The sequence below is a fragment of the Psychrosphaera haliotis genome, from assembly GCF_009728465.1.
GTDB lineage: Bacteria > Pseudomonadota > Gammaproteobacteria > Enterobacterales > Alteromonadaceae > Psychrosphaera > Psychrosphaera haliotis.
This window is the reverse complement of sequence record NZ_WOCD01000001.1, coordinates 743,653-768,854: the sequence shown is the minus strand read 5'-3', so window position 1 is coordinate 768,854 and position 25,202 is coordinate 743,653. Positions and strand designations below refer to the sequence as shown.

Below are 25,202 nucleotides of genomic sequence, written 5' to 3'. Positions count from 1 at the left end.
GAAGGATGTTGATAGTGATGACAGGCAACCAAAAATTGGCTTTTCGCGTGAAGGCGTGGCAAAAACTATGTGCAGTAGTGTTGGTAAGTTGCATATCGGTGGGCTCATTATCAGCGGTTGCCGGGCCAGGTGAAAAAGCACCAGAAAGAAAATCGAGCGAAGGCCTTCAAGCTGATCGTATTATTTTTCGAGGTGGTATTTTAATAAATGGTGAAGGCGCACCAGCCAGAGGTCCTGTTGACATCCTAATTGAAAAAGGACGAATTAAAAACATTCGTTCAGTAGGTTACCCTGGAGTGCCAATAAAAGAACAGGGCAGACTAAAAGCAAAGCCAGGCGATGTTGAAATTGATATTGAAGGTCAATTTGTACTACCAGGCTTTGTTGATATGCATGGTCACATTGGAGGCTCAACTGACGGAGTACCAGCAGAGTATGTATTTAAGTTGTGGCTTGGCCACGGTATTACCACTATTCGTGAACCGGGTAGTTTTAACGGCTTGGATTGGGTGCTAGAGCACAAAAGACGCAGTGAAAAAAATACCATTGTTGCACCTCGCATCGTACCTTACGTTGGATTTGGAATGGGTCATAAAGGGCCTATTTATACTGCTAAACAAGCCAGAGAATGGGTTCAGTTGATAGCAAGTAAAGGCGCAAAAGGCATTAAGTTTTTTGGCGCAACACCTAAGGTAATGGCTGCGGCGCTAGATGAAGCAAAAAAGCAAGGTCTAAGAACCATGATGCATCACGCTCAGCTTAACGTAATGAGCATGAGTGCTTTAGATTCAGCACGTTTAGGTCTTACGACAATGGAGCATTGGTACGGATTACCCGAGGCTTTATTTGAAGACAAGACTATTCAACATTACCCTGCAAACTACAATTACAACAACGAACAACATCGTTTTGCCGAAGCTGGAAAGCTTTGGAACCAAGCTACCGATATTGGCTCTGAGCACTGGCAGCAAGTTCGTGATGAACTTATCAGTCTCGATTTTACATTAAACCCAACCATGACCATTTATGAAGCAAGCCGCGATCTTATGCGAGAGCGACAAGCGATTTGGCATGAAGAATATACCTTACCTGTGCTGTGGAAGTTTTTTGAACCAAGCCGCTACGCACACGGAAGCTATTGGTTTGATTGGACTACGGCCGACGAGATAAATTGGAAAAACAACTTTAAAAAGTGGATGACGTTTTTAAACGATTATAAAAACCATGGCGGTCGAGTTACTACCGGCTCCGATTCGGGCTATATTTATAAGATATTTGGTTTTGGTTATATTCGTGAACTGGAATTATTACAAGAAGCTGGATTTCATCCGCTAGAAGTGATTCAATCCGCAACCTTAAACGGCGCAGAAGCGCTAGGTATGGAAGATGAGATAGGCAGTATCAGTATTGGTAAACGAGCCGATCTAATTATAAGTACTGAAAATCCGTTACATAACTTTAAAGTTTTGTATGGAACTGGACATTACAAGTTGGATGATAATAACCAGCCAACCAGAGTTAAAGGTTTACGATTTACGGTTAAAGACGGCATAGTTTACGACTCTCAACAGTTGCTAAAAGATGTGCGTGAAATAGTTAAAGACGCAAAGAATTCAAAATAAAAGGTTACCCATGGCACAAATGTCATTACAAGAGCAGCTTTTAAAGGCTGGCTTAACAAACGAAAAAAAAGCAAAAAAGGCTAAAAAAGCCAGTAAAAAAACACGTGATATGAAGCGTGAAGTAAAAGCTGCCGCTGAAGAAAAGCGTGCGGCGCAATTAAGTAAAGATAAAGAGCTAAATAACCAAATCAAGCATCAAGCTGAGCAAAAAGCGTTAAAAGCGCAAATTAAGCAGCTAATTGAAATGAATATGCTTGAGCTAAGAGGTGACGTTACTTATAACTTTATGGATGACAATAAAGTTAAAACGTTGAAGGTCAATTCAGCCGTTCAGAAACAATTGGCTAATGGCCTTTTATCCATTGTTAATTATAACGATGATTATGCCGTTATCCCTTCTGTGGTCTCCGATAAAATTGCACTAAGAGATGACTCAGCGTTAGTATCACAAAATGAAATAGAAGAGCCGGACGAGGACGATCCGTACGCTGACTATGTCATTCCAGATGATTTAATGTGGTAATAGCTCAATAGCTAGGCATCTTGCCAGTTTTTGAAATGCTCTACTAAATAATCTATTGCCAATCGAGCTCTAGCGGGCAGGTACTGTTTGTTTGCATAAACAATCCAAGTAGGTATCTGCTTTTTCCAATAGGGCTCTAGTATTGGCACTACGCTCTTATCAATTAAGCTGGTTCCATAGCTAGATTGAGGCATATAAGAAATCCCCATACCTGACTCAACAGCTTGAACTAAACTACGGCCACTATTAGAGCGCCACTTAGGTTTTACTTTTACCGTAATTTCTTTTTTCTCATGCTCAAAACGCCAATGATCCGATATCGCTACAATACAGTCATGATTTATTAACTCTTGAGGCGTCTGGGGCGTGCCAAATTTTTCCAGATATTCAGCACTGGCTGCCGCTACGAGTTGTCTATCAACTAACTTTCTGGCAATCAAAGATGAGTCTTTAAGCTGACCATAACGTATTGAAAAGTCGATGCCCTCTTGAACAAAGTCGACATATTTTGAGTTGAAATCGATATCAATATTTAGGTTTGGGTGTAACTTAGCGAAGTCTAACAAAACGGGCACTATGTAAAGCTCAGCAAACTCTCCCGCGGCGGAGACTCTTAACGTGCCTGTAAGCTCAACTTGCTGATAACTTACCTCTTCATTGGCTTGCGCTAGGCCATCAAGTAAACCTTGGCAGTGCTGGTAATAATTAAAACCCGCGTCGGTCAGTTTTACTTGTCTTGTTGTTCGAGCAAAAAGCGCAACGCCTAAATGCTTTTCAACTTTAGCGATCTGTCTACTAATATGAGACGTAGAAACATTGAGTCGTTTAGCTGCACTTGTGAAACCGTGAGTTTCAGCAACGGCAACAAATTCAGAAATACCGTCAAATGAAAGAGAAGTGCTCATAGTTAAAACCTTTGATAAATGTGATTGTTGCATTATAGCAATAATGTTTTCTAGATAAAGGTTATTATCATAATTGAGGAAACGGTCTACTATATTGATACACACTTATAAATAATCGATAAGGAAAGAAGATGTCTTCAACTTCAAACAAGATTTTAGTATTAGTTACAAATCACGCAACACTAGGCGAGACTGATGAGGCTAATGGCACATACGCGCCAGAAATTACACACGCAATTGATGTATTCAATAAAGCTGGATTGGAATATGACATAGCATCAATTAAAGGCGGTTCAGCTCCTTTATACGGCACTGATGCAGAAGGTGATGACGTTAATGCCGCAATCTTAAAAGATAAAACCTTTAGCACAAAAATTGAAAATACACTACTTGCTTCATCGTTAGAACTAGGGCAATACAACGCGGTATTTTACCCTGGTGGTTTTGGTTTATTAACAGACCTGGCTAGCAATGAAGATGTTGCTAAACAGACAGCAAGCCTATACGAATCTGGTGCCGTTGTTGGTGCTGTATGTCATGGTCCTGCTGGCTTATTACCAATTAAATTATCAAACGGTAAGTTACTAATTGAAGATATTGAAGTAACAGGTTTTACTCGTGAAGAAGAAGTTGAGTTTGGTACTATTGACAAAATACCATACGTATTAGAAGAAAGCCTTACTCGCACTGCTGGCCGTTATGTTAAGACTGCGCCGTGGAGTGAATTTGTTTCTAAACAAGACCGAGTAATTACAGGTCAAAACCCAGCGTCTGCTCATGCTGTCGCAGTTGCAATGGTTGAACGCTTAAATGCGTAATTGATCATAGCTGGCTTTAATCAGGTATTGAATTAGAGAATAAAAAGATTGAGGGGGAATAACATGACGACAAAAACCATTTCTAACACAAAAGCGTTACTAAAGGATCCAACTTTAGTTAAAACAGGCTCTTATATAAATGGTGAATGGCATCAGTCCGATGTTACGTTTGATGTTATTAACCCTTACGACCAATCTTTGTTGGTTTCAGTCAGTGAAGTATCGAAAGACAACGATATGAGCTTGGTCAATTCTGCAATTGGTGCTGCAAAAAAAGCACAAGCGGAATGGCAAAGTAAAACGGCCTATGAGCGTTATGACTTAATGATGGCGTGGTTCGACTTGATGCAAAAACATAAAGACGACCTCGCTATTATAATGACCTTAGAGCAAGGGAAACCGCTTAAAGAGTCTCTAGGCGAAGTTGAATATGGAGCCAGTTACGTGAGATGGTTTGCCGAAGAAGGTAAACGAATTTATGGCGATACGATCCCAGCTTTAGCGCCAAATCAAACCATAACAGTCATAAAGCAACCTGTAGGTGTGGTCGCGGCAATTACGCCATGGAATTTCCCAAACTCAATGTTAGCAAGAAAAATAGCGCCAGCGATAGCTGCAGGTAATACAATTGTTGCCAGACCAACAGAGTTAACGCCTTTATCAGCATTAGTTCTAGCGGAATTAGCCGAAAGAGCAGGTGTTCCAAAAGGTGTTATTAATATCGTTGTTGGAAGCAATGCCAAGGAAATAGGCGAAGTATTAACCACTCATGATGATGTAGATAAATTCAGTTTCACCGGCTCAACTAATGTTGGTAAGCAGTTGATGAAGCAGTGCGCATCAACCGTTAAAAAAGTGTCATTTGAGCTTGGAGGCAATGCGCCCTTTATCGTTTTTGATGACGCGGATATCGATGCCGCCGTTGAAGGTGCAATTAAAGCTAAATTTAGAAACGCGGGTCAAACCTGTGTTTGCGTCAATCGTATATTAGTCCATTCAGCTGTTCATGATGAATTTGTTGAAAAGTTTATAGAACAAACAAAATTACTCGATGTTGGTAATGGTTTAGATGATGTAGATATTGGACCCTTGATACATAAGCAAGCTGCGGACTCCGTTCGAGAGTTAGTGGCCAGCGCCATTGAGCAAGGAGCAACCCAAAGTTACGGACAAATCCTAAGCGATACAATGCAGTCGCCTATTGTATTAACCAATGTTAACAACGAAATGGAAATTGCTCAGAACGAGATATTTGGTCCAGTCGCTGCTATTCAAAAGTTTGAAACCGAAAAACAAGCTGTACAACTAGCCAATGATACGCCATTTGGATTAGCCTCCTACTTTTACAGCCAAAACATTAGTAGAGTAGAGCGTGTTAGCCGAGCCTTAAAGTACGGTATTGTAGGTGTTAATGAAGGGCTAATATCTAACGCTGCCGCGCCATTTGGCGGCGTAAAACAATCAGGATTTGGTAGAGAGGGCTCTTTGTACGGACTCGATGATTATTTAAATATTAAGTACATCTGCACAACCTATTAACGGTTCCGTTTATTGGTACTTGGCTTGCTAAATATCAAATGTGTTATTAGACTTGGTGTTTATTTAAACGTTTACGTTCTATTTGTAACAAGGAAACGTTATGAACATTAAACTATTGTCAGTACCAATAGCAGTACCACTACTACTTTCGGTCTTATCACTGTCTGGATGCCAAACCCACAATACAAAATCGACAAACCTAACCAATAGTCAAAATGCTGAAGGCCAAGTAACAGTAGAGCAAATGCTAAGCCTTGCCTCAAATCAACTCAATAAAACATTACCTAAAATGATAGATACCGAAACTCGGTTAGATAATTCATATGTAAAAGGGAATCGCTTCTATTACAAAAGCACTTTACTAAATTATTACGTAGATAATATGGATGTTGATGTTTTTAATGAAGAAATGTCAGAGAATACAGGGAACTACATTTGTAACTCGTCTGATATGCTCTTTTTTAAAGAGAATAAAATAATTCTTGTATATTCTTATTACGACGACGACGCTAAGTTTATAAGTGATGTGATCATTGATACTGGAGCTTGCGACAAATTAACGTCAGCAAGCTCAGATACTGAAGAGTGAGCCTTAAGGCTACTTTTCATCTAATTTAGCGCGCAAGTATTTCAACTCTTTAAGAATGTCATCCATTTTATCGTCTTGTTCTGCGGCATGCTCTTCATTAAGGGCTTGTTCCTTTTCGAACCTAGCCTTTCGGTGCTCCTCTTCCATTACATTAACCACAATACCAATAACCATGTTTAAAAAAGCAAAAGCCGTAAAGAATATAAAGGTTAAGTAGAATATCCAGCTCATTGGATAAACGGCCATTGTTTCGTACATTACATCAGTCCAATCCTCAAAGGTCATTACCCTGAATAAGGTAAGTAGGGAAATGGTAATATCGCCCCAAAGATCAGGATTTATATCTTCGAATAACGTACTTCCTATTGCTGCATAAATGTAGAAAATAATAAACATCAGCAGCATGACATAACCAAGCTGAGGCATTGCCTTTATTAAAGACGTTAACAAAATACGGAGCTCTGGAATGAAGGAAATCATTCTTAATACTCTGAACACCCTAACCAGTCTAGCGATAAGGGCCATGTCAGTATTTTCAATTGGTATTAAACTAATTGCCACGATAATCGTATCGAACAGATTCCAAAAGTCATGAAAGAACCGCTTTTTATTGTCTTCAGTACTGAACCTTATGGCGATTTCAACGATAAAAAAGGCGGTAATAAACCAGTCTAAGTAAACCGTGACTTTGTGCATAGTTGAAGAAACGTCATAAGTTTTCACACCAACTAATAGTGCAGACGCAATAATGACGGATATAACAAATAATTCAAAAAGCTTGTTATGACGAATTTTGACTAATTTGTTTTGGATGGATTCTAAGTTCATTTGTTTCTATTTCTCTAGGGTTCGATATTGAAATTGATGTGCAACGAGTAAGTCGGTTAACGTTGATAATTCTGCCTCTGGTATTTCCATTGTTACATTTACTTCTGACTGATAATTAACTTTTAGGATGTTTCCAGACAACTGATCGCACTGATGCCTCAACCACTGCTCGTTGGCAAATGGTAAAACTATGTCAAGAGTGGCTTTTGGTACAATAGGGAGCAGTGTAGCGAGTTGAAAGCTTTGTTCAACAGCTTGAGAGTAAGCTCTTACTAACCCTCCTGCACCAAGTTTTATTCCTCCAAAGTAACGTATAACAATAACCATTACATTATTGGCTGGCTTATGTTGCAGAACATTCAGCATTGGCTTACCGGCCGTTCCACTCGGCTCACCATCATCAGACATGGCGGCTGATTGTGAATTTGGCGAATCGCCTAAAACATAGGCCCAGCAATGATGCCTTGCGTCGGGGTATTCCGTTTTTGATTTTGCTAACCACTCCATTCCCTCTGCACGGTCGGCAATAGGAATAAGCCACGTTATAAACTGACTCTTTTTTATTTCTAATGTGTTTTTTATTGTCTCAGCTAACTGATAACGCATTAAAGACTCTGCTTAGTTGGGTTTAATTTTGGATTAATTACTGATAAGTTAGGAACAGTAATTTAAATGGCGAGATTATGCCACGGCATAGTAAACAAAGGCCAGATACATCTAATTAGAAATTGATATGGAAGTTTCATGAAAACGCTTATGTTGTTGCTAACACTTGGCTTATTAATAGTAAGTCCGTTCAGCCAAGCTGAGATATTCAAATGTATTGAAAATGGAGTTGCTAAGTTTTCGGCATATCCTTGCAAAGATCCTGCTTCGCAAGAGGCTTACGATATAAATCGTTCAGAATCTATGTCGTCATACTTTTCTCGTCAAAAAGAAAAGCTGCAAATCAAACTAGATGAACAACGAGCTCGTGCTGAAAAGTATATATCGGGCTATCCAGCCATACCTAAAGACATCAAAGAAGCCATATTAGAATGTAAAATAATAAGAGGCATGACCAAAAAGCAGGTTTATTATGCTTGGAGTATTTACCAGAAGAACATAAAAGTAGTGTTACAAGAGAGTCTTCACTGACCTACTACAAATACAAACGTGCGCCTATCTGTGCCAACGATAGGTTTAAAGAAGCTGATCTTACTTTTGACAACCGCACTAAATTATTGGTTGGCTGGAACATTCAATACTAACTATGACAGACTTTGCAAAAAAGATAAGTGCAATCCGCTCGTACTCGAGAAACGCGAGTACTAATTATGACCATCAGTATTTATCAGAGCAATTTGAAAGTGATCGTGGCCGAATTATCCAATCGGCGGCAATAAGAAGGCTACAGCAAAAAACGCAGGTTTTCCCTCTAGAAAAGAATTCAGCAGTTCGAAGCCGATTAACGCACTCTTTAGAAGTTCAGCAAACGGGCAGACACATTGTTAGAACCATTTTTAAGAAATTAACAAACGAGCAGTCTGTAGCGATAGGCCTAAAAGATTTTGAAAGAGAAGTAGAAACCTTAGTTGAAATGGCTTGCTTAATGCACGATATAGGCAACCCGCCATTTGGTCACTTTGGTGAATCTGCAATTAATCATTGGTTTGAGTCTGAGTTAGATAACCACGTTGTTTTAGTCAAGCCAACGACAAGATGCTAGGTTTGCAGTTAAAGTTAGAATTAAAGAGTTTTGAAGGTAATGCGCAGGCATTCAGGATTATTTTCAATTTATTGAAGTTAAATTTAACCTATTCACAAGCGGCCAGTATTCTTAAGTACACGCGCAGCGGTCTAGAAAGAAAACCAGATAAAGACAAACCACTATCGTATTTGAAGAAAAAAGTTGGCTATTACTATTCTGAGTTAGAAGACATTAATGCGATGCGTGAGCACCTAGAAATAAAACTAGGACACAGGTTTCCATTAGCGTATTTGATGGAAGCGGCCGATGACATCAGTTACTGCTTAGCGGATATTGAAGATGGCGTTGAAAAAGGCATTTTGGATTGTCAAAAGCTAGCCAGTAAATTAAAAGAAACCTTTGAATATATTGCTGGTGAACAAGCATCAACTCCATTGGCTAAAAATAAAACCTTTGCCGATGCCGTTGACTATGCATTAAGTCGAAGTGAAAAAGAGCCAATTAATAAAGCGCATGAATTTTTTGTATGGCTTAGAGTTCAGTTGATTCACCCGTTAGTAGAACATGCTGCACAAACATTTATTGATAATGTTGATACGTGTTTTGATGGCAGTCTAAATAGAGCGCTCTTAGAAGACAGTAGCGTGTTCCATCATATGATTGAAACCTTTAAGTCCGTTGCTATACGATATATTTTTAGTACTAATGAAGTGGAAACCAAAGAGCTTCAAGGTTATCGAATTATCACTGGTCTTTTAAATGCATACTCACCTTTACTTAAATACCCACACGAAAAGTTTTTAGCTATGGTGGATGGCAGTGAACGTGGTGGTTTAATAGAGGCTAGGTTATACAAACGTTTACCTAAAAAGCATTTAAAAGCCTACCAAGAAGCGTTAAAAGAACGAAGAAGCAGCCACGATTTTGCTGTTTTGAGTTTTACTATCGCTGCCGTTTAATTCAAGATTTTGTTAGCGGCATGACTGATCAGTTTGCACTGGAAGAAGCCAATAACTTGTCAGCCATATAGCGCGTTAAGCTGTATTGATGAGTATATTAAATTGAAATCGTTAATCGCGATATAGTGATAGCGGCTATTAGCAAAATAAGCTAACAAATCTCCAACAATTTTGACCATCGGGATTCAAAACTTACTCGGCTTGCAGTACACTGCAGGCCATTATTTTTCCAATTAAAAAGCATGACTCATGACAGATATCAATCAAGCGTTTGCTGAGATAAAACGCGGAGCAGATGAAATTCTGCCAGAACAAGATCTAATCGACAAACTTAAGACAGGTAAAACGTTAAAAATTAAAGCCGGCTTTGATCCAACAGCACCTGATCTTCACTTAGGTCACACCGTTTTAATTAATAAACTAAAAACGTTCCAAGACTTGGGTCATGAAGTCATTTTTTTAATCGGTGATTTCACTGGTTTGATTGGTGATCCTACGGGTAAAAGTGCAACTCGTAAGCCGTTAACCAAAGAAGATGTTTTACAAAATGCAGAAACCTACAAAGAACAGGTTTTCAAAATCTTAGATCCAGCGAAAACAACCATTGCATTTAATTCAACGTGGTTTGATAAATTTGGCGCAGCGGACATGATCAAACTTGCAGCACGTCAAACTGTTGCGCGTATGTTAGAGCGTGATGATTTCAAAAAGCGTTATGCTGGTGGCCATTCAATCGCAATACATGAGTTTTTATACCCATTAGTGCAAGGTTGGGACTCGGTTGCCTTGGAAGCTGATGTTGAGCTTGGTGGAACAGACCAAAGATTTAACCTATTAATGGGTCGTGAGCTTCAAAAAGATGAAGGTCAAACACCTCAAGCTGTTTTGATGATGCCATTATTAGAAGGTTTAGATGGCGTTCAAAAGATGTCAAAGTCGCTTAATAACTACATTGGCATTACAGATGCACCAAATGACATGTTTGGTAAAGTAATGTCTATTAGTGATGAATTAATGTGGCGTTATTACGACTTATTAAGCTTCCGACCTTTAGCTGAAGTGGCAGAACTAAAAGCCAAGGTAGAAGCCGGTGCAAACCCACGTGATACTAAAATTGAATTAGCGAAAGAGCTTATTGCTCGTTTCCATTCTGAAGATGATGCTGAAGCGGCGCACGCTGACTTTATCAAGCGATTCCAAAAAAATGCATTACCTGATGACATTCCGGAAATAGCAGTTGCGGCGACAGAAGCAATGGGAATTGCTAATGTACTTAAAGAAGCTGGTTTAGTGGGCAGTACTTCTGAAGCAATGCGCATGATAAAACAAGGTGCGGTAAAGCTTGATGGAAAAGAGAAAGTAACTGACAGTAAAATGATGGTTGAACTTGGCTCTACTCAAATATTCCAAGTAGGTAAACGTAAGTTTGGTAAAATTACGTTAGGGTAGGCATAAACGCTACTTTACCCAGCTGAATATATTTCCAGCGGGTTATATTTAAAAAAGCCAGTCTTAGACTGGCTTTTTTGTTATTTGATCGGGCAAATGCCCACAACCAATAAAATCAGTGGTAGTGTTGGTATTAGAGTAATAATAAGTTTTAATTATTCATAATTAATCTAAAACATATAAAGGGGAGAGCCTAGCAATGTTAGTTAAAAAGCTTACTTTGCTAATGACTGCAGCGTTGGTTGTAACGGGTTGTGCAAGTATTGACAGTTCGCCTACAGCAGAACAAAAGTCGCAGGAATTATCACTAGAACGAATTTATCAGGACCGTGAGTTTAAAAGCGAACGTGGTACTTATTTTAAATGGTTAAAAGACGGGTCGGGTTATACGGTACTAGAACGTCGTCAAATTGAGAAAAAGGTCACGCCCGTCAAAGATGGTGAAGTGGCCAGTGATATTGATGCGCTAGATGATAAAGATGCTGATAGTACAAAGGGCATTTCAGGCAATGACATTGTTTTTTATAACCCTGATAGTACAGGCCGTAAGGTATTAGTTAATTTTGAAAACCTAATTCCTGAAGGACAAGACAAGCCGTTGAGCATCGAAAGCTACGACTGGTCTAAAGATGGTAAATGGCTAATGGTTTTTACCAATGGTCAAAAAGTATGGCGCTCACGTAGTCGTGGTGATTTTGGTTACTTAATTTAGAAACCAACAAGTTAATGCAACTAGGCGGTGAAGAGCCTGCAAGTGCAAAATTAATGTTCGCTAAGTTTTCTCCAAACAGTGAAAAAGTAGCTTACGTTCAAGACAATAATATTTTTGTTCAGCCAGTTGGCAGCAACAAAGTCACTCAGCTAACAACCGACGGCAGTGACATTATTGTAAATGGTAATTTTGATTGGGTTTACGAAGAAGAGTTCTCAATTCGAGACGGTTTCCGTTGGAGTCCAGATAATAAAAGTATTGCATACTGGCAGTTAGATACGTCGGGTGTAAAAAACTTTATCATGATCAATAACACGGATGAGCTGTATCCTACGTTAACTCAATTTCCATATCCTAAAGCCGGCGAGCAAAACTCAGCCGTTAAAGTCGGTGTGGTAAGTTTAAGTGATAAAAAAACACGCTGGGCTGAGTTAAAGGGCGACAACAGAGATCGCTACATTCCAAGAATTTCTTGGGCTGGCAACGGTGACTCACTATTAATACAAGATGTAAATCGTCCACAAAATACTAATAAACTGTGGGTGTTTAACTGGAAATCTGACAGTTTAACTAACATTTACACTGATAAAGACGAAGCGTTTCTTGAGTGGTTTTACGACGCTCAATTTATTAATGAAGGCAAAGACTTCATTTGGCACAGTGAACGAGACGGTTGGCGTCACCTTTACAAAGTGTCTCGTGATGGCAAAAGCATTGTTGATTTAACACCAGGCGAGTTTGATATTGTAGACATGTTAGGTTTGAGCGAAGAAAACAATGCGATTTTCTTTACTGCAAGTCCGGATGATGTTTCACAGCGTTACTTATTTAAAGCGACGTTAGACGGCTCTGCGCCAGTGACTCGAATTACCCCAACGGAATTTTCGGGTACGAACAACTATTACATGTCAGAAGACACTTCTTGGGCAAGACATTCATTTAGTAGCTTTGCTAAACCAACTATGCGCCAAGTTATTTCAGTAAATGATCACAAGGCAATAAAAAGCTTAGTGAAAAATGAAGAACTTACGGCACAGTTAGCCAAAGAAAACTTACCTACACACGAGTTTTTCCAGGTGAAAGCGCGTGATGGCGTAAAGTTAGATGGTTATATTATGTTTCCTCCAAACATGGATAAATCAAAAAAATATCCAATCATTTTTTATGTTTACGGTGAACCATGGGGACAAACAGTAAAAGACAGCTGGCGTGGAAATAGCTATCTGTGGGATTCGATGATGGCTCAAAAAGGGTACATTATTGCCTCGGTAGATAACCGTGGTACGCGTGCTCCCAAAGGTCGTGATTGGCGAAAGTCTATCTATAAAAAGCTAGGTGACATTACTGCTAGAGATCAGGCCGATGCATTAGGTGAAATGGCAAAACGCTGGTCATTTATAGATACTGATCGTGTTGGCGTTTGGGGTCACTCTGGTGGTGGTACTCAAACATTAAACTTGTTGTTCCGTCACAATGACAAGTATAAAGCAGGTGTAGCCGTTGCAGCGGTTCCAGACCTAAGCTTGTACGATACTATTTATCAAGAACGTTATTCGGGTAACCCTAAAACAGATCCTGATTCGTACAAAAATAGCTCAGCATTAAACTTTGCTGATGGCTTAGAAGGTAAGTTACTACTGATCCATGGTACAGGAGACGACAACGTTCATTATCAAGGCGCGGAACGTTTAATTAATGAGTTGATTAAACACAATAAGCAATTTGAATTTATGTCTTATCCAAACCGCAGCCATGGTATTTACGAAGGTAAAAATACCACGCTTCATTTGAAGACAATGTTACGAGACTTTTTCATCGAAAACTTGTAATCAAATAACGTGGATGAGATTTCAGCTAACTAGGCTAGTTAATAGTTAATAGTTAATAGTTAATAGTTAATAGTTAATAGCTAGCTGGAATTCATGAGCAATAGAAATTTACTTAGAAGAGGCGCTTAGCGCCTTTTTTGTGTCTGTAGTTAGCACTAAAAACTAAAACGCTTTATTAATTTCGGCAGGATGTTAAAGCTAGTTATTTGTTTAAATAAGGAAATAACTGGTTTACTTCATCCGTGGTCAATTGTTCCATTTTCTCCATATTGCGCTCTGGAATTAGCTCAGGATCAGGATACTGCTTGAGTACTCGGCTCATACTACCTTCTCTAATAATATGAATTATTGGATAAGGAGCTCGGTTCGTTAAGTTTTCTCTAGCGTCTGCTTCAGCACCATCAAATTGATAGTCTGGGTGGAAACTGGCAAGCTGAAACACACCTTCAAACCCTAAGTCAGAGTTAATGGTATTTGCACTGTCCAAGAAGTCTAAATAAACATAAAAGTCTTCTAGTAAGTGTGGGATAACAAAAACTGTTGTATCTGTTTGTTCAGCCGGTGTTTTACTGAGTTTGAGTAACGCTTTTTCAAAATCTTCGCTAATAGCCACCATCGACGGTTTATTACTAACATGCAATTCGATTTGTTGTTGCGTTCTTGGCTTTTTGCAAAGGGACACAAATTAAGTCCAATCACCACAGAATCTAACCATTGCCATACTTCTGTTTCAATTGCAGAATTAACATCGGTATTAATAGCTGAATCAATATTACTGCTAATCTTAGGAGTAACGTTGTTCTCTAGACAGGGCTTTTGAACGTCAGATATATTTTTACTTATTTTATTAGACGGCATTGTGTTTCCTGTTTAGTTTGTTCTAGGTTAGTTTGATAGTGTTTAGCTTTTAAGGCCTGACTGACTCCGCTATGTTATGGTTAGTCTAAGTTAAACTGCTGTTTTAATAGTTCATGAGTAAATTGGCTGCGCAAGTAAAACCCTTTTGGTGGAGCCATCGTTGGCGAACCATCATTACTTATTGCTGCGGTTTCTTATGCTTGAATCTGCAGCTTTAGGTCTGAGCTGTATTACTTCGCCGTGGTGTGCGGTAATTTTATCATGCTCACCCATTACAATAAATTCAGTTAACTCTAGCCAGTCTTGTTGAAGCTTTTGCTCCGATTTAGCGTCCATTTGCCATAAAAAGGGCATAGCTATTTGACGGTCAGGAACGGGAATATGGCGCTCGGCAATAATAGGCACCCATAAAACATGGCGTAGTTTTTTATATACGCCGCTGTCTTGCCATTGATGTCCGGCTGCTAGCAATAATGGCGCGACACAAACAAACGTAGTTTCTAGAGGCTTTCCTTCGGCATTGATTGGTAAGGTTTTTAGTTCAATACCAAGCTCTTGGAAATCAGGCTCAGGCAAGTTACCCGCTGTTGCGCCTAAATAAGCTTCAAGCAATTGTCCGCTCCAACCTTTATCAACTAACAAGTTTTCTGGCACTGCCACTTGCAACTCTTCGGCAATTTCACCCAAAGACAAACCGGCGACAGCGTCGATACGTGATTGTAATTCTTCAATAGTTTTTGGTGGATTGGGTAATTTCATATCAATTAGCTTCGTTATTTTGAATCTATATTATCTATCGTCCATTTAATTGATGCTAGTGCTAATTTACGTTTGCGCTAATACTTCGTTTGTGGAAGAATCAAGTCATATATAAGAATTAGAAGACAGGTGAAACTGTGATTGATGCCGAAGGGTTTCGACCTAACGTTGGCATCGTGATTTGCAACCACAAAGGCCAGGTGTTTTGGGCTCGTAGATACGGACAACACTCTTGGCAGTATCCTCAAGGCGGTGTGGATGAAGGCGAAACGCCTGAACAAACAATGTACCGTGAACTTGAAGAGGAAGTGGGGCTTAAGCCAGATGATGTAGAAATTCTGGCGGTGAGTAAAAACTGGCTTCGTTATCGTTTACCTAAGCGACTTATCCGTCGCGAAAGTATGCCGATATGTATAGGTCAAAAACAGAAATGGTTTTTACTGCGCTTGCGATGCAAAGAATCCGATGTAGATTTATTAAAGTCAAACCATCCAGAATTTGATGATTGGCGCTGGGTAAGTTACTGGTATCCAATTAGAAATGTCGTATCGTTCAAAAGAGACGTTTATCGACGTGTAATGAAAGAGTTTGCTCATATTGTGATGCCTATGGGAAGACAGCAGTCATCACGTGGTGATCATATGGGTAATAAGTCGGCTAATCACCGATTTAAACGACGAAATCAAAAGTCTCAACAACCAAGGAATAAAGCTCAAAAACAACAATAACGTTTTTATATTATGCTAGACGAACTGAGACGCATCACCCACAACTTTGTTCAAGAGCCAAATTTAGACTTGGCTCTTGCAAGTCTCGTCAGCGATATAAAGTACTGTTTGAATACAGATTGTTGTTCTATCTACCTTGCCGAACCAGATCAAAAATTATTACGCCTCAAAGCCACTGATGGATTAAATATTGACGCTGTTGGTCAAACTATAATGCGGTTTGACGAAGGATTAACGGGTTGGGTCGCTGAACGTGGCGAACCCATTAAAGTTCATAATGCGCTCCAACATGCTCGCTTTAAACAATTCCCTGCAATAGAAGAAGATACTTATTCTGGCTTTTTAGGGGTGCCAATTATGCACCGTAGAAAAATACTCGGTGTTATTTCACTTCAACAATCAGAGTCTCGATATTTTGAGCAACAAGAAGAAGCCTTCCTGGTTACCTTGAGTGCTCAACTAGCCTCAACCTTTGCTAACGTAACATTACGACTGCGCTCTCAAGACGTTCAAACTAATGAACATGCCGGTTTGGTTTTACAAGGCGCATCCGGTGCTCGCGGTGTTGGCATAGGCCATTCATATTTAGTCCAAACGAACATTGAATTCTCTGACGTTTCATTAAAAAAGTAAGTGAAAGCGAACCAGAAAAGGCGCGTTATTTTAATGCGGTAGAAAATACTCGAGCAGACATTATTCAAATGACGCAGCGTATGTCAGATCAACTGCCTAAAGACGCTCTGGCTATTTTTGATGTATACCAACAGCTATTGGATGCTGCGAGTTTAGGCAATGAAGTTGTTGATAAAATTAATCAAGGCTGGTGCGCTGTTTCAGCGTTGAAGATTGTCGTTGAAAAGTACATCGCCGAGTTTGAAAAAATGGATGACCCATACATCCGCGAGCGCGCCGTTGATGTAAAAGACTTAAGTCGACGTTTACTTGAACATTTAACGGCAAAAGCGAATAGGGCGTTGGCAATTCCTACATCGGCAATTATTATTGCGGAAGAAGTAACAGCGTCAATGTTGGCTGAGATCCCTCGTGAACAAATCACTGGCATTGTATCTTTTAAAGGTGCTGAAAACTCTCATGCAGCCATTATGGCCAGAGCGCTGGGTATTCCTGCGGTGATAGGCGTTAGAGATGTGCCTATTTTGCAACTTGACGACGTTGATATCATTGTTGATGGTTACAGCGGCAAAGTATTCATCTGCCCAAATGAAGCTATTTTAGACGAATACAGAAAGTTAGAGTCTGAAGATAAAGCCTTCGCCGATTTATTAAAACAAGAAGCCGATGAGTATGCTCAAACGGCATGCGGTCGTCGAATTTCAATGTATATTAATTCAGGTATGGGTTTTGAAGGCGACATTGCTGAACAACAACACATTGAAGGCATAGGTTTATACCGAACAGAATATCTATTTATGATGCGTCAGCGTTTTCCATCAGAGCAGGAGCAACAAGCTTTTTACCAAGAAGTTTTAGGTGATTTTGATGGTAAGCCAGTAATCATGAGAACACTGGATGTGGGTGGTGATAAACAATTGCCATACTTTCCAATTATCGAAGAAAACCCTTTTTTAGGGTGGCGGGGTATTAGACTTACGCTTGATCATTCAGAAATATTTTTAGTTCAAATTAGAGCCATGATCAAAGCGAATATCCTGACTAATAATTTACACATTATGTTGCCAATGGTATCGGATATTGGTGAAATTGAAGAAGCGTCAAGGTTAATCAAACAAGCGCATCGAGAAGTCGAAAAAGAAATGTTTGACGCTGATAATGCGGCGCGTGTACCAATGCCAAAAATTGGTGTGATGATTGAAGTACCAAGCATGATTTTTCAATTGGATAAATTAAAAGGCAAGATTGATTTTTGCTCCATTGGTACAAATGATTTAACCCAATATCTATTAGCAGTTGATCGAAATAATGATAAAGTGTCGGGTCTTTATGATGCTTATCACCCTACGGTTTTAACGGCGATTAAAATGATTGCAGATGAAACCAAAAAAATAGGTATTCCCTGCAGTGTGTGTGGTGAGTTAGCAGGTGATCCCGGTGGCGCAATGTTGTTGACGGGTATGGGTTTTGACCAACTGAGTATGAATACTCAAAACGTATTACGTGTTAAATGGGTATTGAAAAAAGCAGATCATCTAGTACTGCAAAAATTGGTTGAAGATGTACTCGATTGCACCAGACCAGACCAAGTTAAATTTAGAGTAAACAGAACCATCTTAAACATCGGTGCGGCTGGCATTCTTAGAGCCGGCAATTAAATTGGATTTAACGTGACAGACCTACTTATTTTTACGCCTATTCTTGGCATTATTGCTGGCTTTTTGTCGGGCCTTTTAGGTATAGGCGGCGGTATTGTTATTATACCTGTGCTGCTTTATTTATTGCCTCAGTTGCCTCAGGTTGATGAAAGTAATGTGGCTATTATCGCAATTGCTACTTCGCTATTTACTATTTGTATCACTGCATTTTCGTCAGGACGTAGTCATTATAAAAATGGCAATGTAGATTGGCTAATAACGCGACCAGTTATTGTAACTGTCGGTTTATCAGCAATGATTGCATCACAAATTGCGGTACAATTATCCTCTGCTTGGTTAACCAAAATATTTGCTGTATTACTTATTATTCTTGCAATACTAATGTGGCGTGGAAAACATGATGTTGCTGATGAAGATCATGAAATAAATAATACTAAATTAGGCTTTGGTGGCATTTTAACTGGCACCTTAGCTGCAATGGCTGGTTTAGGCGGTGGCGCAATTCTTGTTCCATATATGACCTTTATAGGTGTGCACGTAAGGCAAGCTATAGCAACCGCTGCCATTTCCGGTGTTATAGTTGCAGTGTTTGGTACCATTGGCTATTTATGGGCTGGCTGGGGTTGGACAGACTCCGTAGACTTTTTAGGTTATGTTCATTGGCCAACGGCCCTTATGATCATGGCTTTTTCATATTTTTCAGCGCCATGGGGCGTTAAAGCAGGACAAAAATTACAACAAGCGCAACTAAAGAAGGTTTTTGCTGTCTTTATGATGCTTGTTTCAATTAAATTATTATTAGAGGTATTGCAGGTTTGGTAGATCCGATTATATTCCCACAGATTGATCCCGTTATATTTTCAATTGGCCCTTTAGCCGTTCGTTGGTATGGATTGATGTACTTAATAGGATTAGGCTTTGCTTATTTCCTAGGTATGAAAGCCGTTAAAAGTGGTCGTTCGCCATTTACAGAGCAGCAACTTTCTGACCTTTTGTTTTATGGATTTATGGGTGCAGTACTAGGCGGTCGTCTAGGTTATGTATTCTTTTATCAGTTTGAACGATTTATCGAAGATCCATTATATCTATTTATGATCCATCAAGGTGGTATGTCTTTCCATGGTGGCTTGTTGGGCGTAATTGCTGTGTTGTTCATATTTAGTCGAATTACTAAAGTATCGTTCTTACAAATTGGAGACTTTGTTGCGCCACTGGTTCCAATTGGTTTGGGTGCTGGTAGATTAGGCAATTTTTTAAATGCAGAGTTGTGGGGCCGCACTACAGATGCACCATGGGGCATTGTATTCCCTAACGCTGGGCCTTTACCTAGACACCCTTCGCAATTGTATGAGTTCTTTTTAGAGGGATTTGTCTTATTCTTTGTTGTTTATTGGTATTCAAAAAAACCAAGAGCCGTTGGCTCTGCAAGTGGTTTGTTCTTAATGGGTTATGGCTCGTTTCGTTTTATCGTTGAATATTTTAGGCAGCCAGATGATCACTTAGGCCTACTTACTTTAGGTATGTCGATGGGACAGTGGTTGTCATTACCAATGGCATTGGCTGGACTTGGCTTAATGGTGTGGTCTATAAAAACCAACCCAAAAGCAGAAAATGGAAAGTTGATTACACCTTAAGATGTAAAACTTTAGGGCCTTAAATCCTAGCGTCTTACACTTCAAGACTTTTAAGCTGGTCTTTTAGCAGATTTTTTGAGAATTATTATGAAACAGTATTTAGATTTGTGTCGCCGAATAGTAGAAGAAGGCGAGTGGGTAGAAAACAAGCGCACAGGTAAGCGCTGTCTTACGGTGATTAATGCTGAGTTAAATTATGATGTGGCAGGTAATAAATTTCCGCTTATCACTACGCGCAAAAGTTTTTGGAAAGCAGCCATTGCTGAACTACTTGGTTACTTAAAAGGTTATGACAACGCCGCAGACTTTAGAGCTATTGGATGTAATACTTGGAACGCAAATGCCAACGAAAATGAAGCTTGGCTAAACAACCCACACCGTAAAGGTGAAGATGACATGGGTCGTGTTTACGGTGTTCAAGGCCGTGCATGGGCAAAACCGGATGGTGGTTTTGTAGATCAGTTGAAGAAGCTGGTGGATGATCTTTCAAACGGTATTGATGACCGTGGTGAGATTTTATCTTTTTATAATCCTGGTGAATTTCACATGGGTTGCCTACGTCCATGTATGCATACCCACACGTTTTCACTTTTAGGCGATACATTACACTTAACTAGTTATCAACGTTCTTGCGACGTGCCGTTAGGCCTTAACTTTAATCAAATTCAAGTATTTGTTTTATTAGCATTAGTAGCGCAAATTACTGGGAATAAACCGGGCAAGGCGTATCATAAAATTGTTAACGCACATATTTATGAAGATCAACTTGAGTTGATGCGAGATGTTCAGCTTAAGCGTGAACCATTTGAATCTCCTAAGCTGCATATCAACCCAAAAATCAAATCGTTAGAAGATATTGAAACCTGGGTTACCTTGGATGACTTTACCGTTGAAGGTTATGAGTGCCACGAAGCTATTAAATATCCTTTTTCTGTTTAGTTAGAGAGGGGTAACCTGTATGAGAACCGTTATTACATTGTTGTTGGGTTTGTTATTGTCTTCCTGCTCAAAGAAGCCGACATTTGAAGACCTAGTGAATAACTATCAACTCAACAGTAATGTATTTAACGAGCTCTCAGCACTGGCTTGTAAGCTAGCAAAGTCCGCTAGAATTGAAAGATATACTCCTAGAAAAAATAACCAAGAAAGTTCTACTGAGCTCGATCAACTATTGGCTAAGGTTTCTGGAAAATACATTGAATATAGAATAGGAAACGATAGTCAATGTACCCTTGAAGTATTGGTTTATGCTGAGGGTTTTGCTGGGGTTGGGCAAAAGTTCTCATACACTTATCAAGTTCAGCCATCTAAACTATTCAACAAAAAAATCCACACCTACGATAAAATCATTGCTGCAAGAGACAATACAACATTTGATATGCCGTTGATTGCAAATGACAAATTTACTGGATGGTATTTTAATTTTACTTACAACCATAAATTTTAATTTTCTTCACAAAGTTCTCCGCTAACTTTTATTTGTCACTGAAGTTAAATCTCAATCAATTCACTTTCGCTGCAAATAGGCAGTGCTAGCAAGGTGTTTTTCTGGTTATTTTTTAATTTAAACAATCACTTGTATTAAATGGTATTCCAGCTTTGTGCTGGGTTTTTTGTTACAGTTGGCCAATAGACAAATTAAAAACTTGTGATAGTCTGAATAAATAATAATAAAAAAATAGCAATTAGCTACTTCAGAAAAGAGAGATGGTATGAACTTTGTCGCCATTGCAATTCCATTCTTTTTGTTGCTTGTAGGCCTAGAGTTACTCGTCAATTGGTGGCGAAAGACCAACTACTATTCAACAAATGATGCAATAAACTCGCTGCACCTAGGTGTTTTAAGTCAGTTAACTGGACTTGCTAAAAAAGCAGTTCAATTCTCTGTATACGCTTGGATCTTTCCTTACATATCTTTATTTGAGTTAAACAGCCAATCTGTTTGGGTTTGGGTTGCCGGTTTTGTTGTATATGACTTCTGTTATTACCTTTATCATCGCTGCTCGCACGAAATAAATGGTTTATGGGCGTCGCATGTTGTTCATCATCAAAGCGAAGAATACAACCTAACAACAGCGTTGAGACAAACCAGCGGTGGAGTCGTTAACTTTGTATTTTATATTCCATTGGCAATTTTAGGCTTTGAGCCGATTATATTTATTGCGGTAGGCTCACTGAACCTTGTATACCAATTTTGGGTTCACACAAGGCATATAGATAAAATGCCAGCTTGGTTCGAGTTCGTTTTTGTGACGCCAAGTAATCATCGAGTCCATCATGGCCAAAACCCTGTTTATCTTGATAAAAACCACGGCGGCGTTTTCATTTTGTGGGATAGACTTTTAGGCACATACCAAAAAGAGTTAGATGAAGAGCCTGTTATTTATGGGGTTACAGTCCCTCTTGCGAGTTGGAATCCAATTTGGGCAAACTTTGAAGTTTACTGGGTGCTATTGCAAGACTCAGTTAGAACAAAAAAATGGTCGGATAAATTTAGGGTTTGGTACAAAAAAACTGGCTGGCGTCCCGATGACGTTTCTGAAAAGTATCCTGGCCCTAAATTTGACCCTTATAAGCAAGTTAAATTTGATGTCGCCAATTCAATAACAACAAAAACTTATATTCTGTACCAACATATAGTGACACTTTGTTTGTCGTTAGTTATTTTGTATCAAGCTCCAAAGGTGGACAATTCCTTTAATGTAGTTAGCATGATAGTTATAGGGTTTGGTTTGTTTACATTAGGTAAATTACAACAAAACACAAAATGGTCTCATCAGCTTGAAACGTTAAAAATTGCTCTTTGGGGAAGCTTTATTGTTTTGTCACCGTACCAATTTGAATGGCCGTTAGAAATTTCGATGCTTTATGGTCTCAGTAGTTTGATTTGGCTGGCAGGAAGTTACCGGTCAAAAAGTAATAACATAAATATAAAAAAAATAATTCCAGGAAATTAACATGTTAAATAATTCTTCAGTAGTTAGCTTTAAGAAAAGCAAATTGTCACTCGCGGTTGTCTTTTCATTGCTATCTTCAGGCGCATACGCCATGGATGAAGTTCCAGAAAAAAAAGTCGGTTTAGAAGTAATCGAAGTGAGTGCCCAAAAGCGAGTGGAAAGTATTCAAGATGTTCCCATCACAATAACGGCCTTTGGTGAAGCTGATATAGAGAAAATGGGCATTCAAAGTGCGAATGACCTTGGTCTTATTACCCCTGGATTAGAGACCAATAATGCCACGGCAACACAAACCACTTTTAATATTCGTGGCATAACAACAAACGACATGGGAATTGGCCTAGATGCTGCTGTTGCTGTGTATATTGACGGTGTTTATGTTGGTCGTAGGGGTACTTCAAATCTTAACTTTAATGATGTTGAAAGGGTTGAGGTTCTTAAAGGGCCACAAGGTACTTTATTTGGCAGAAACTCCGCCGCAGGCGCTATCCATATTATTACTAAAAATCCAACAGATGATAACGAAGGCGGAATTAAGTTTACGGTTGGAGAATATAACAAACGTAAAATAGAACTGTGGGCGAATACACAAATTAATGAAGAGTTGTCTTTTAGAGGCAGTTTTAACTCAAACCATCGCGGTGGTTATTTAGATATAAAAGACAGTGAAGAAAAGTACGGAAACCAAAGAGATTGGTCAGCTCGTGGTGCGTTATTATGGCAAGCAGCTGATGACTTAGAAGTGATTTTCAGGGGCGATATAAACGATACTAATCAACAAGGTAGACCTGCAGTTACGTTAAACACTTCTTACGGCAGTGGCGACCCATTTGCACCTATCGAATTTGACTTTGAAGGTAAAGAAACACGCCAGGCTGGTGGTATCTCTGCGGAAGTGAATTACTTTGCAGATGGCTTAACGTACACCTCCATTACCGGCTATCGCCAGTTTGAGCGTTATAATGCAATGGAAGATGATGGCTCTGCAATGCAGAGAGCTTATTTTGAAAGTTTGCTAGATGAAGATCAAAGCCAGTTCAGCCAGGAGTTTAGAGTAGTAGACTCTGAAGGTGACTTTAAGTGGACTGCAGGCACAACCTTCTTCTATGAAGATATTGAGCAAGATGTTGTTGCTAACTTTAATACGCTAAGCTTTGATGCATTAGCGATTGTACAGCTTGGCTTGGACCCTCGTATTTTGCCAGACTTTCCATTTGGACAAGGCGTTGCTGGTTCTTATATGACGTTAGGACCAATTGAAGCGCAACAAGCTATTGGTTTAGAAATTCAACGCCGCATGATGGCGGGTCAGGACTTTGAAACAGCGCAGGCAACCGTTGGACAAGACTTGATCAATGCCAATTTAACTAAGGTTTTTGGTCAGCATGAAGAGCGCTTTTATCATCATGCAACGACTTCAAGTTTTGCGGCATACTTTGACGGCACCTATGCCGCGACTGACAAGTTAGATTTAACATTTGGTTTACGTTATACCTACGATGATAAGAACTTCAAGCTATCTTCTGTGCCACAAAATACTTACTACGTGCCATTTGAAGGTGCCGATGCTCAAATTGTTGGTGATGTGCCGCTAGCGGTAGCTTTCCAACCTGAAGATGCTCGACAAGAAGAGAGTTGGGATAAGTGGACACCGCGTGTTGTTGTTGATTACAAATGGACTGATACCTTCATGACATTTGCTTCGTACGCCGAGGGCTTTAAATCAGGCGGCTTCAATGGTGTAGGCAAAGCGCCACCAGTAAAAGAAGAAACCGTTAAAAACACGGAAATTGGGGTTAAGTCTTCATGGTTAGATAACCGTATTAGACTCAATGTGTCGGCCTTTGAATACAAATATAAAAACCTTCAACAACTTGAGCTATTTGGTGCGCCAATACCTACTTATAATCTTCGAAATGTAGATGCAGAAGGGGAAGGGTTTGATATTGAAACGGTTATCCAAGTAACACCAGATTTAATTGTTACGGCAAATTATGGAAAAACGATTGCCGAATATACTAAGTGGGACTTCTTTGAGGGCGAAGATGTTAACGATGGTCGAGTTGGTGAACCGATTTCAGGCATGCCAGAAGATCAAAGTAATATTCGCGTAGACTATTTCTTTGAAGGTCTAGATGGTCAATTTAACCTCCATGTTAGTTACGCTGACACAGGTGAGAGAACTCAAGGCGTAGAAGGACCTGCATTGCCAGTGTTACCTTTTGAGCCAGGTACAGTGACGGGCTTAAATGCAGATAATAGAATTTCTGGATACAGCTTAGTAAATACGCGTATTAGTTGGCAAAGTGACAACCACCCAATTTATGCCGCCTTTTTTATTAATAACCTAACGGACGAAAAATACTTAATTCAAACAGGCGGGCAAGCTATGGCGCTTGGTTCTCCTATCGCAACGCCAGGACTTCCTAGAATGTATGGTTTTGAGTTTGGAATGGAATTTTAAGGTTTGTTTCTAAAATAAATACGGTTATTATCGGCTCCATGATGGAGC

General features: G+C 39.5%; 22 protein-coding genes and 3 pseudogenes. 20 read left to right on the top strand and 5 right to left on the bottom strand.

The genetic code is table 11. The features are described 5' to 3' along the window. Positions 1–17 precede the first annotated feature (17 nt). Together GNP35_RS03475 and GNP35_RS03470 are read left to right on the top strand one after the other, a co-directional pair. Entirely contained in the window at positions 18–1,622 is a 1,605-nt protein-coding gene (locus tag GNP35_RS03475; RefSeq protein WP_155694529.1) for an amidohydrolase family protein, read from the top strand. Between the two features lie 10 nt (positions 1,623–1,632). Further along, on the top strand, positions 1,633–2,145 hold the full coding sequence (locus tag GNP35_RS03470) for a DUF2058 domain-containing protein (RefSeq protein ID WP_155694527.1): 513 nt from the start codon (positions 1,633–1,635) through the stop codon (positions 2,143–2,145). 11 nt (positions 2,146–2,156) lie between these two features. Here the strand turns inward: GNP35_RS03470 and GNP35_RS03465 are convergent, their stop codons facing one another. Continuing rightward, complete coding sequence (locus GNP35_RS03465) at positions 2,157–3,050, bottom strand: LysR family transcriptional regulator (RefSeq protein WP_155694525.1); 894 nt, start codon at positions 3,048–3,050, stop codon at positions 2,157–2,159. A 131-nt stretch (positions 3,051–3,181) separates the two neighbouring features. Between GNP35_RS03465 and GNP35_RS03460 the strand changes: the two genes are divergently transcribed. The 3 genes from GNP35_RS03460 (at position 3,182) to GNP35_RS03450 (ending at position 5,996) form a co-directional block, all read left to right on the top strand. Next, positions 3,182–3,868 (top strand): type 1 glutamine amidotransferase domain-containing protein, encoded by a 687-nt coding sequence (locus GNP35_RS03460; protein ID WP_155694523.1) that lies wholly within the window; start codon positions 3,182–3,184, stop codon positions 3,866–3,868. Between the two features lie 63 nt (positions 3,869–3,931). Next, entirely contained in the window at positions 3,932–5,407 is a 1,476-nt protein-coding gene (locus GNP35_RS03455; RefSeq protein ID WP_155694521.1) for an NAD-dependent succinate-semialdehyde dehydrogenase, read from the top strand. Positions 5,408–5,507: 100 nt separating this feature from the next. Continuing rightward, positions 5,508–5,996 carry a hypothetical protein gene (locus tag GNP35_RS03450; RefSeq protein WP_155694519.1) on the top strand — a complete coding sequence of 163 codons (489 nt, stop codon included), beginning with the start codon at positions 5,508–5,510 and terminating at the stop codon, positions 5,994–5,996. Positions 5,997–6,005: 9 nt separating this feature from the next. Here the strand turns inward: GNP35_RS03450 and GNP35_RS03445 are convergent, their stop codons facing one another. Together GNP35_RS03445 and GNP35_RS03440 are read right to left on the bottom strand one after the other, a co-directional pair. Further along, a complete protein-coding gene (locus GNP35_RS03445; RefSeq protein WP_155694517.1) occupies positions 6,006–6,824 on the bottom strand; it encodes an ion transporter in 819 nt (272 codons plus the stop codon). 6 nt (positions 6,825–6,830) lie between these two features. Beyond that, a complete protein-coding gene (locus tag GNP35_RS03440; protein ID WP_155694516.1) occupies positions 6,831–7,430 on the bottom strand; it encodes a YigZ family protein in 600 nt (199 codons plus the stop codon). Positions 7,431–7,568: 138 nt separating this feature from the next. Between GNP35_RS03440 and GNP35_RS03435 the strand changes: the two genes are divergently transcribed. The 6 genes and pseudogenes from GNP35_RS03435 to GNP35_RS03420 all read left to right on the top strand — a co-directional run bounded on the left by GNP35_RS03435 (position 7,569) and on the right by GNP35_RS03420 (position 13,463). Next, positions 7,569–7,961 carry a hypothetical protein gene (locus GNP35_RS03435; RefSeq protein ID WP_155694514.1) on the top strand — a complete coding sequence of 131 codons (393 nt, stop codon included), beginning with the start codon at positions 7,569–7,571 and terminating at the stop codon, positions 7,959–7,961. A gap of 115 nt (positions 7,962–8,076) precedes the next feature. Further along, entirely contained in the window at positions 8,077–8,532 is a 456-nt protein-coding gene (gene dgt, locus GNP35_RS15975; protein ID WP_269139905.1) for a dGTP triphosphohydrolase, read from the top strand. Between the two features lie 2 nt (positions 8,533–8,534). After that, on the top strand, positions 8,535–9,473 hold the full coding sequence (gene dgt / locus GNP35_RS03430) for a dGTP triphosphohydrolase (protein WP_269139904.1): 939 nt from the start codon (positions 8,535–8,537) through the stop codon (positions 9,471–9,473). Beyond that, on the top strand, positions 9,473–9,544 hold the full coding sequence (locus GNP35_RS16465) for a hypothetical protein (protein ID WP_414153667.1): 72 nt from the start codon (positions 9,473–9,475) through the stop codon (positions 9,542–9,544). The genes dgt (GNP35_RS03430) and GNP35_RS16465 overlap by 1 nt, the downstream gene beginning before the upstream one ends. Before the next feature lie 178 nt (positions 9,545–9,722). Further along, positions 9,723–10,922 carry a tyrosine--tRNA ligase gene (tyrS, locus tag GNP35_RS03425; RefSeq protein WP_155694512.1) on the top strand — a complete coding sequence of 400 codons (1,200 nt, stop codon included), beginning with the start codon at positions 9,723–9,725 and terminating at the stop codon, positions 10,920–10,922. 199 nt (positions 10,923–11,121) lie between these two features. Next, positions 11,122–13,463: pseudogene (locus GNP35_RS03420) on the top strand (S9 family peptidase). A 202-nt stretch (positions 13,464–13,665) separates the two neighbouring features. Here the strand turns inward: GNP35_RS03420 and GNP35_RS15465 are convergent. Together GNP35_RS15465 and mutH are read right to left on the bottom strand one after the other, a co-directional pair. Then, positions 13,666–14,321 (bottom strand): annotated as a pseudogene (locus GNP35_RS15465) (DUF1415 domain-containing protein). 80 nt (positions 14,322–14,401) lie between these two features. After that, a pseudogene (mutH, locus tag GNP35_RS03410) lies at positions 14,402–15,080 on the bottom strand (DNA mismatch repair endonuclease MutH). Between the two features lie 137 nt (positions 15,081–15,217). Between mutH and rppH the strand changes: the two are divergent. From rppH to GNP35_RS03370, 9 genes are all read left to right on the top strand, one after another. Next, on the top strand, positions 15,218–15,808 hold the full coding sequence (gene rppH / locus GNP35_RS03405; RefSeq protein ID WP_330997684.1) for an RNA pyrophosphohydrolase: 591 nt from the start codon (positions 15,218–15,220) through the stop codon (positions 15,806–15,808). 12 nt (positions 15,809–15,820) lie between these two features. Further along, positions 15,821–16,441 carry a GAF domain-containing protein gene (locus GNP35_RS15460; RefSeq protein WP_230961267.1) on the top strand — a complete coding sequence of 207 codons (621 nt, stop codon included), beginning with the start codon at positions 15,821–15,823 and terminating at the stop codon, positions 16,439–16,441. Continuing rightward, positions 16,429–18,099, top strand: coding sequence for a phosphoenolpyruvate--protein phosphotransferase (gene ptsP / locus GNP35_RS03400; RefSeq protein ID WP_330997700.1), 1,671 nt, complete (start codon positions 16,429–16,431; stop codon positions 18,097–18,099). Before GNP35_RS15460 ends, ptsP begins: the two co-directional genes overlap by 13 nt. Positions 18,100–18,111: 12 nt before the next feature. After that, entirely contained in the window at positions 18,112–18,921 is an 810-nt protein-coding gene (locus tag GNP35_RS03395) for a sulfite exporter TauE/SafE family protein (protein WP_155694510.1), read from the top strand. Further along, entirely contained in the window at positions 18,915–19,733 is an 819-nt protein-coding gene (gene lgt / locus GNP35_RS03390) for a prolipoprotein diacylglyceryl transferase (RefSeq protein WP_155694508.1), read from the top strand. Before GNP35_RS03395 ends, lgt begins: the two co-directional genes overlap by 7 nt. A gap of 87 nt (positions 19,734–19,820) precedes the next feature. Beyond that, the gene (locus GNP35_RS03385; protein ID WP_155694506.1) at positions 19,821–20,672 is read left to right on the top strand and encodes a thymidylate synthase; all 852 of its coding nucleotides are present in this window, start codon (positions 19,821–19,823) and stop codon (positions 20,670–20,672) included. Positions 20,673–20,691: 19 nt separating this feature from the next. Next, positions 20,692–21,180: a hypothetical protein gene (locus tag GNP35_RS03380; protein ID WP_155694505.1), complete on the top strand. Its 489-nt coding sequence runs from the start codon at positions 20,692–20,694 to the stop codon at positions 21,178–21,180. Positions 21,181–21,445: 265 nt separating this feature from the next. Further along, positions 21,446–22,690: a sterol desaturase family protein gene (locus GNP35_RS03375; protein WP_155694503.1), complete on the top strand. Its 1,245-nt coding sequence runs from the start codon at positions 21,446–21,448 to the stop codon at positions 22,688–22,690. A gap of 1 nt (position 22,691) precedes the next feature. Then, on the top strand, positions 22,692–25,154 hold the full coding sequence (locus tag GNP35_RS03370) for a TonB-dependent receptor (RefSeq protein ID WP_155694501.1): 2,463 nt from the start codon (positions 22,692–22,694) through the stop codon (positions 25,152–25,154). The last annotated feature ends 48 nt before the right edge of the window (positions 25,155–25,202 follow it).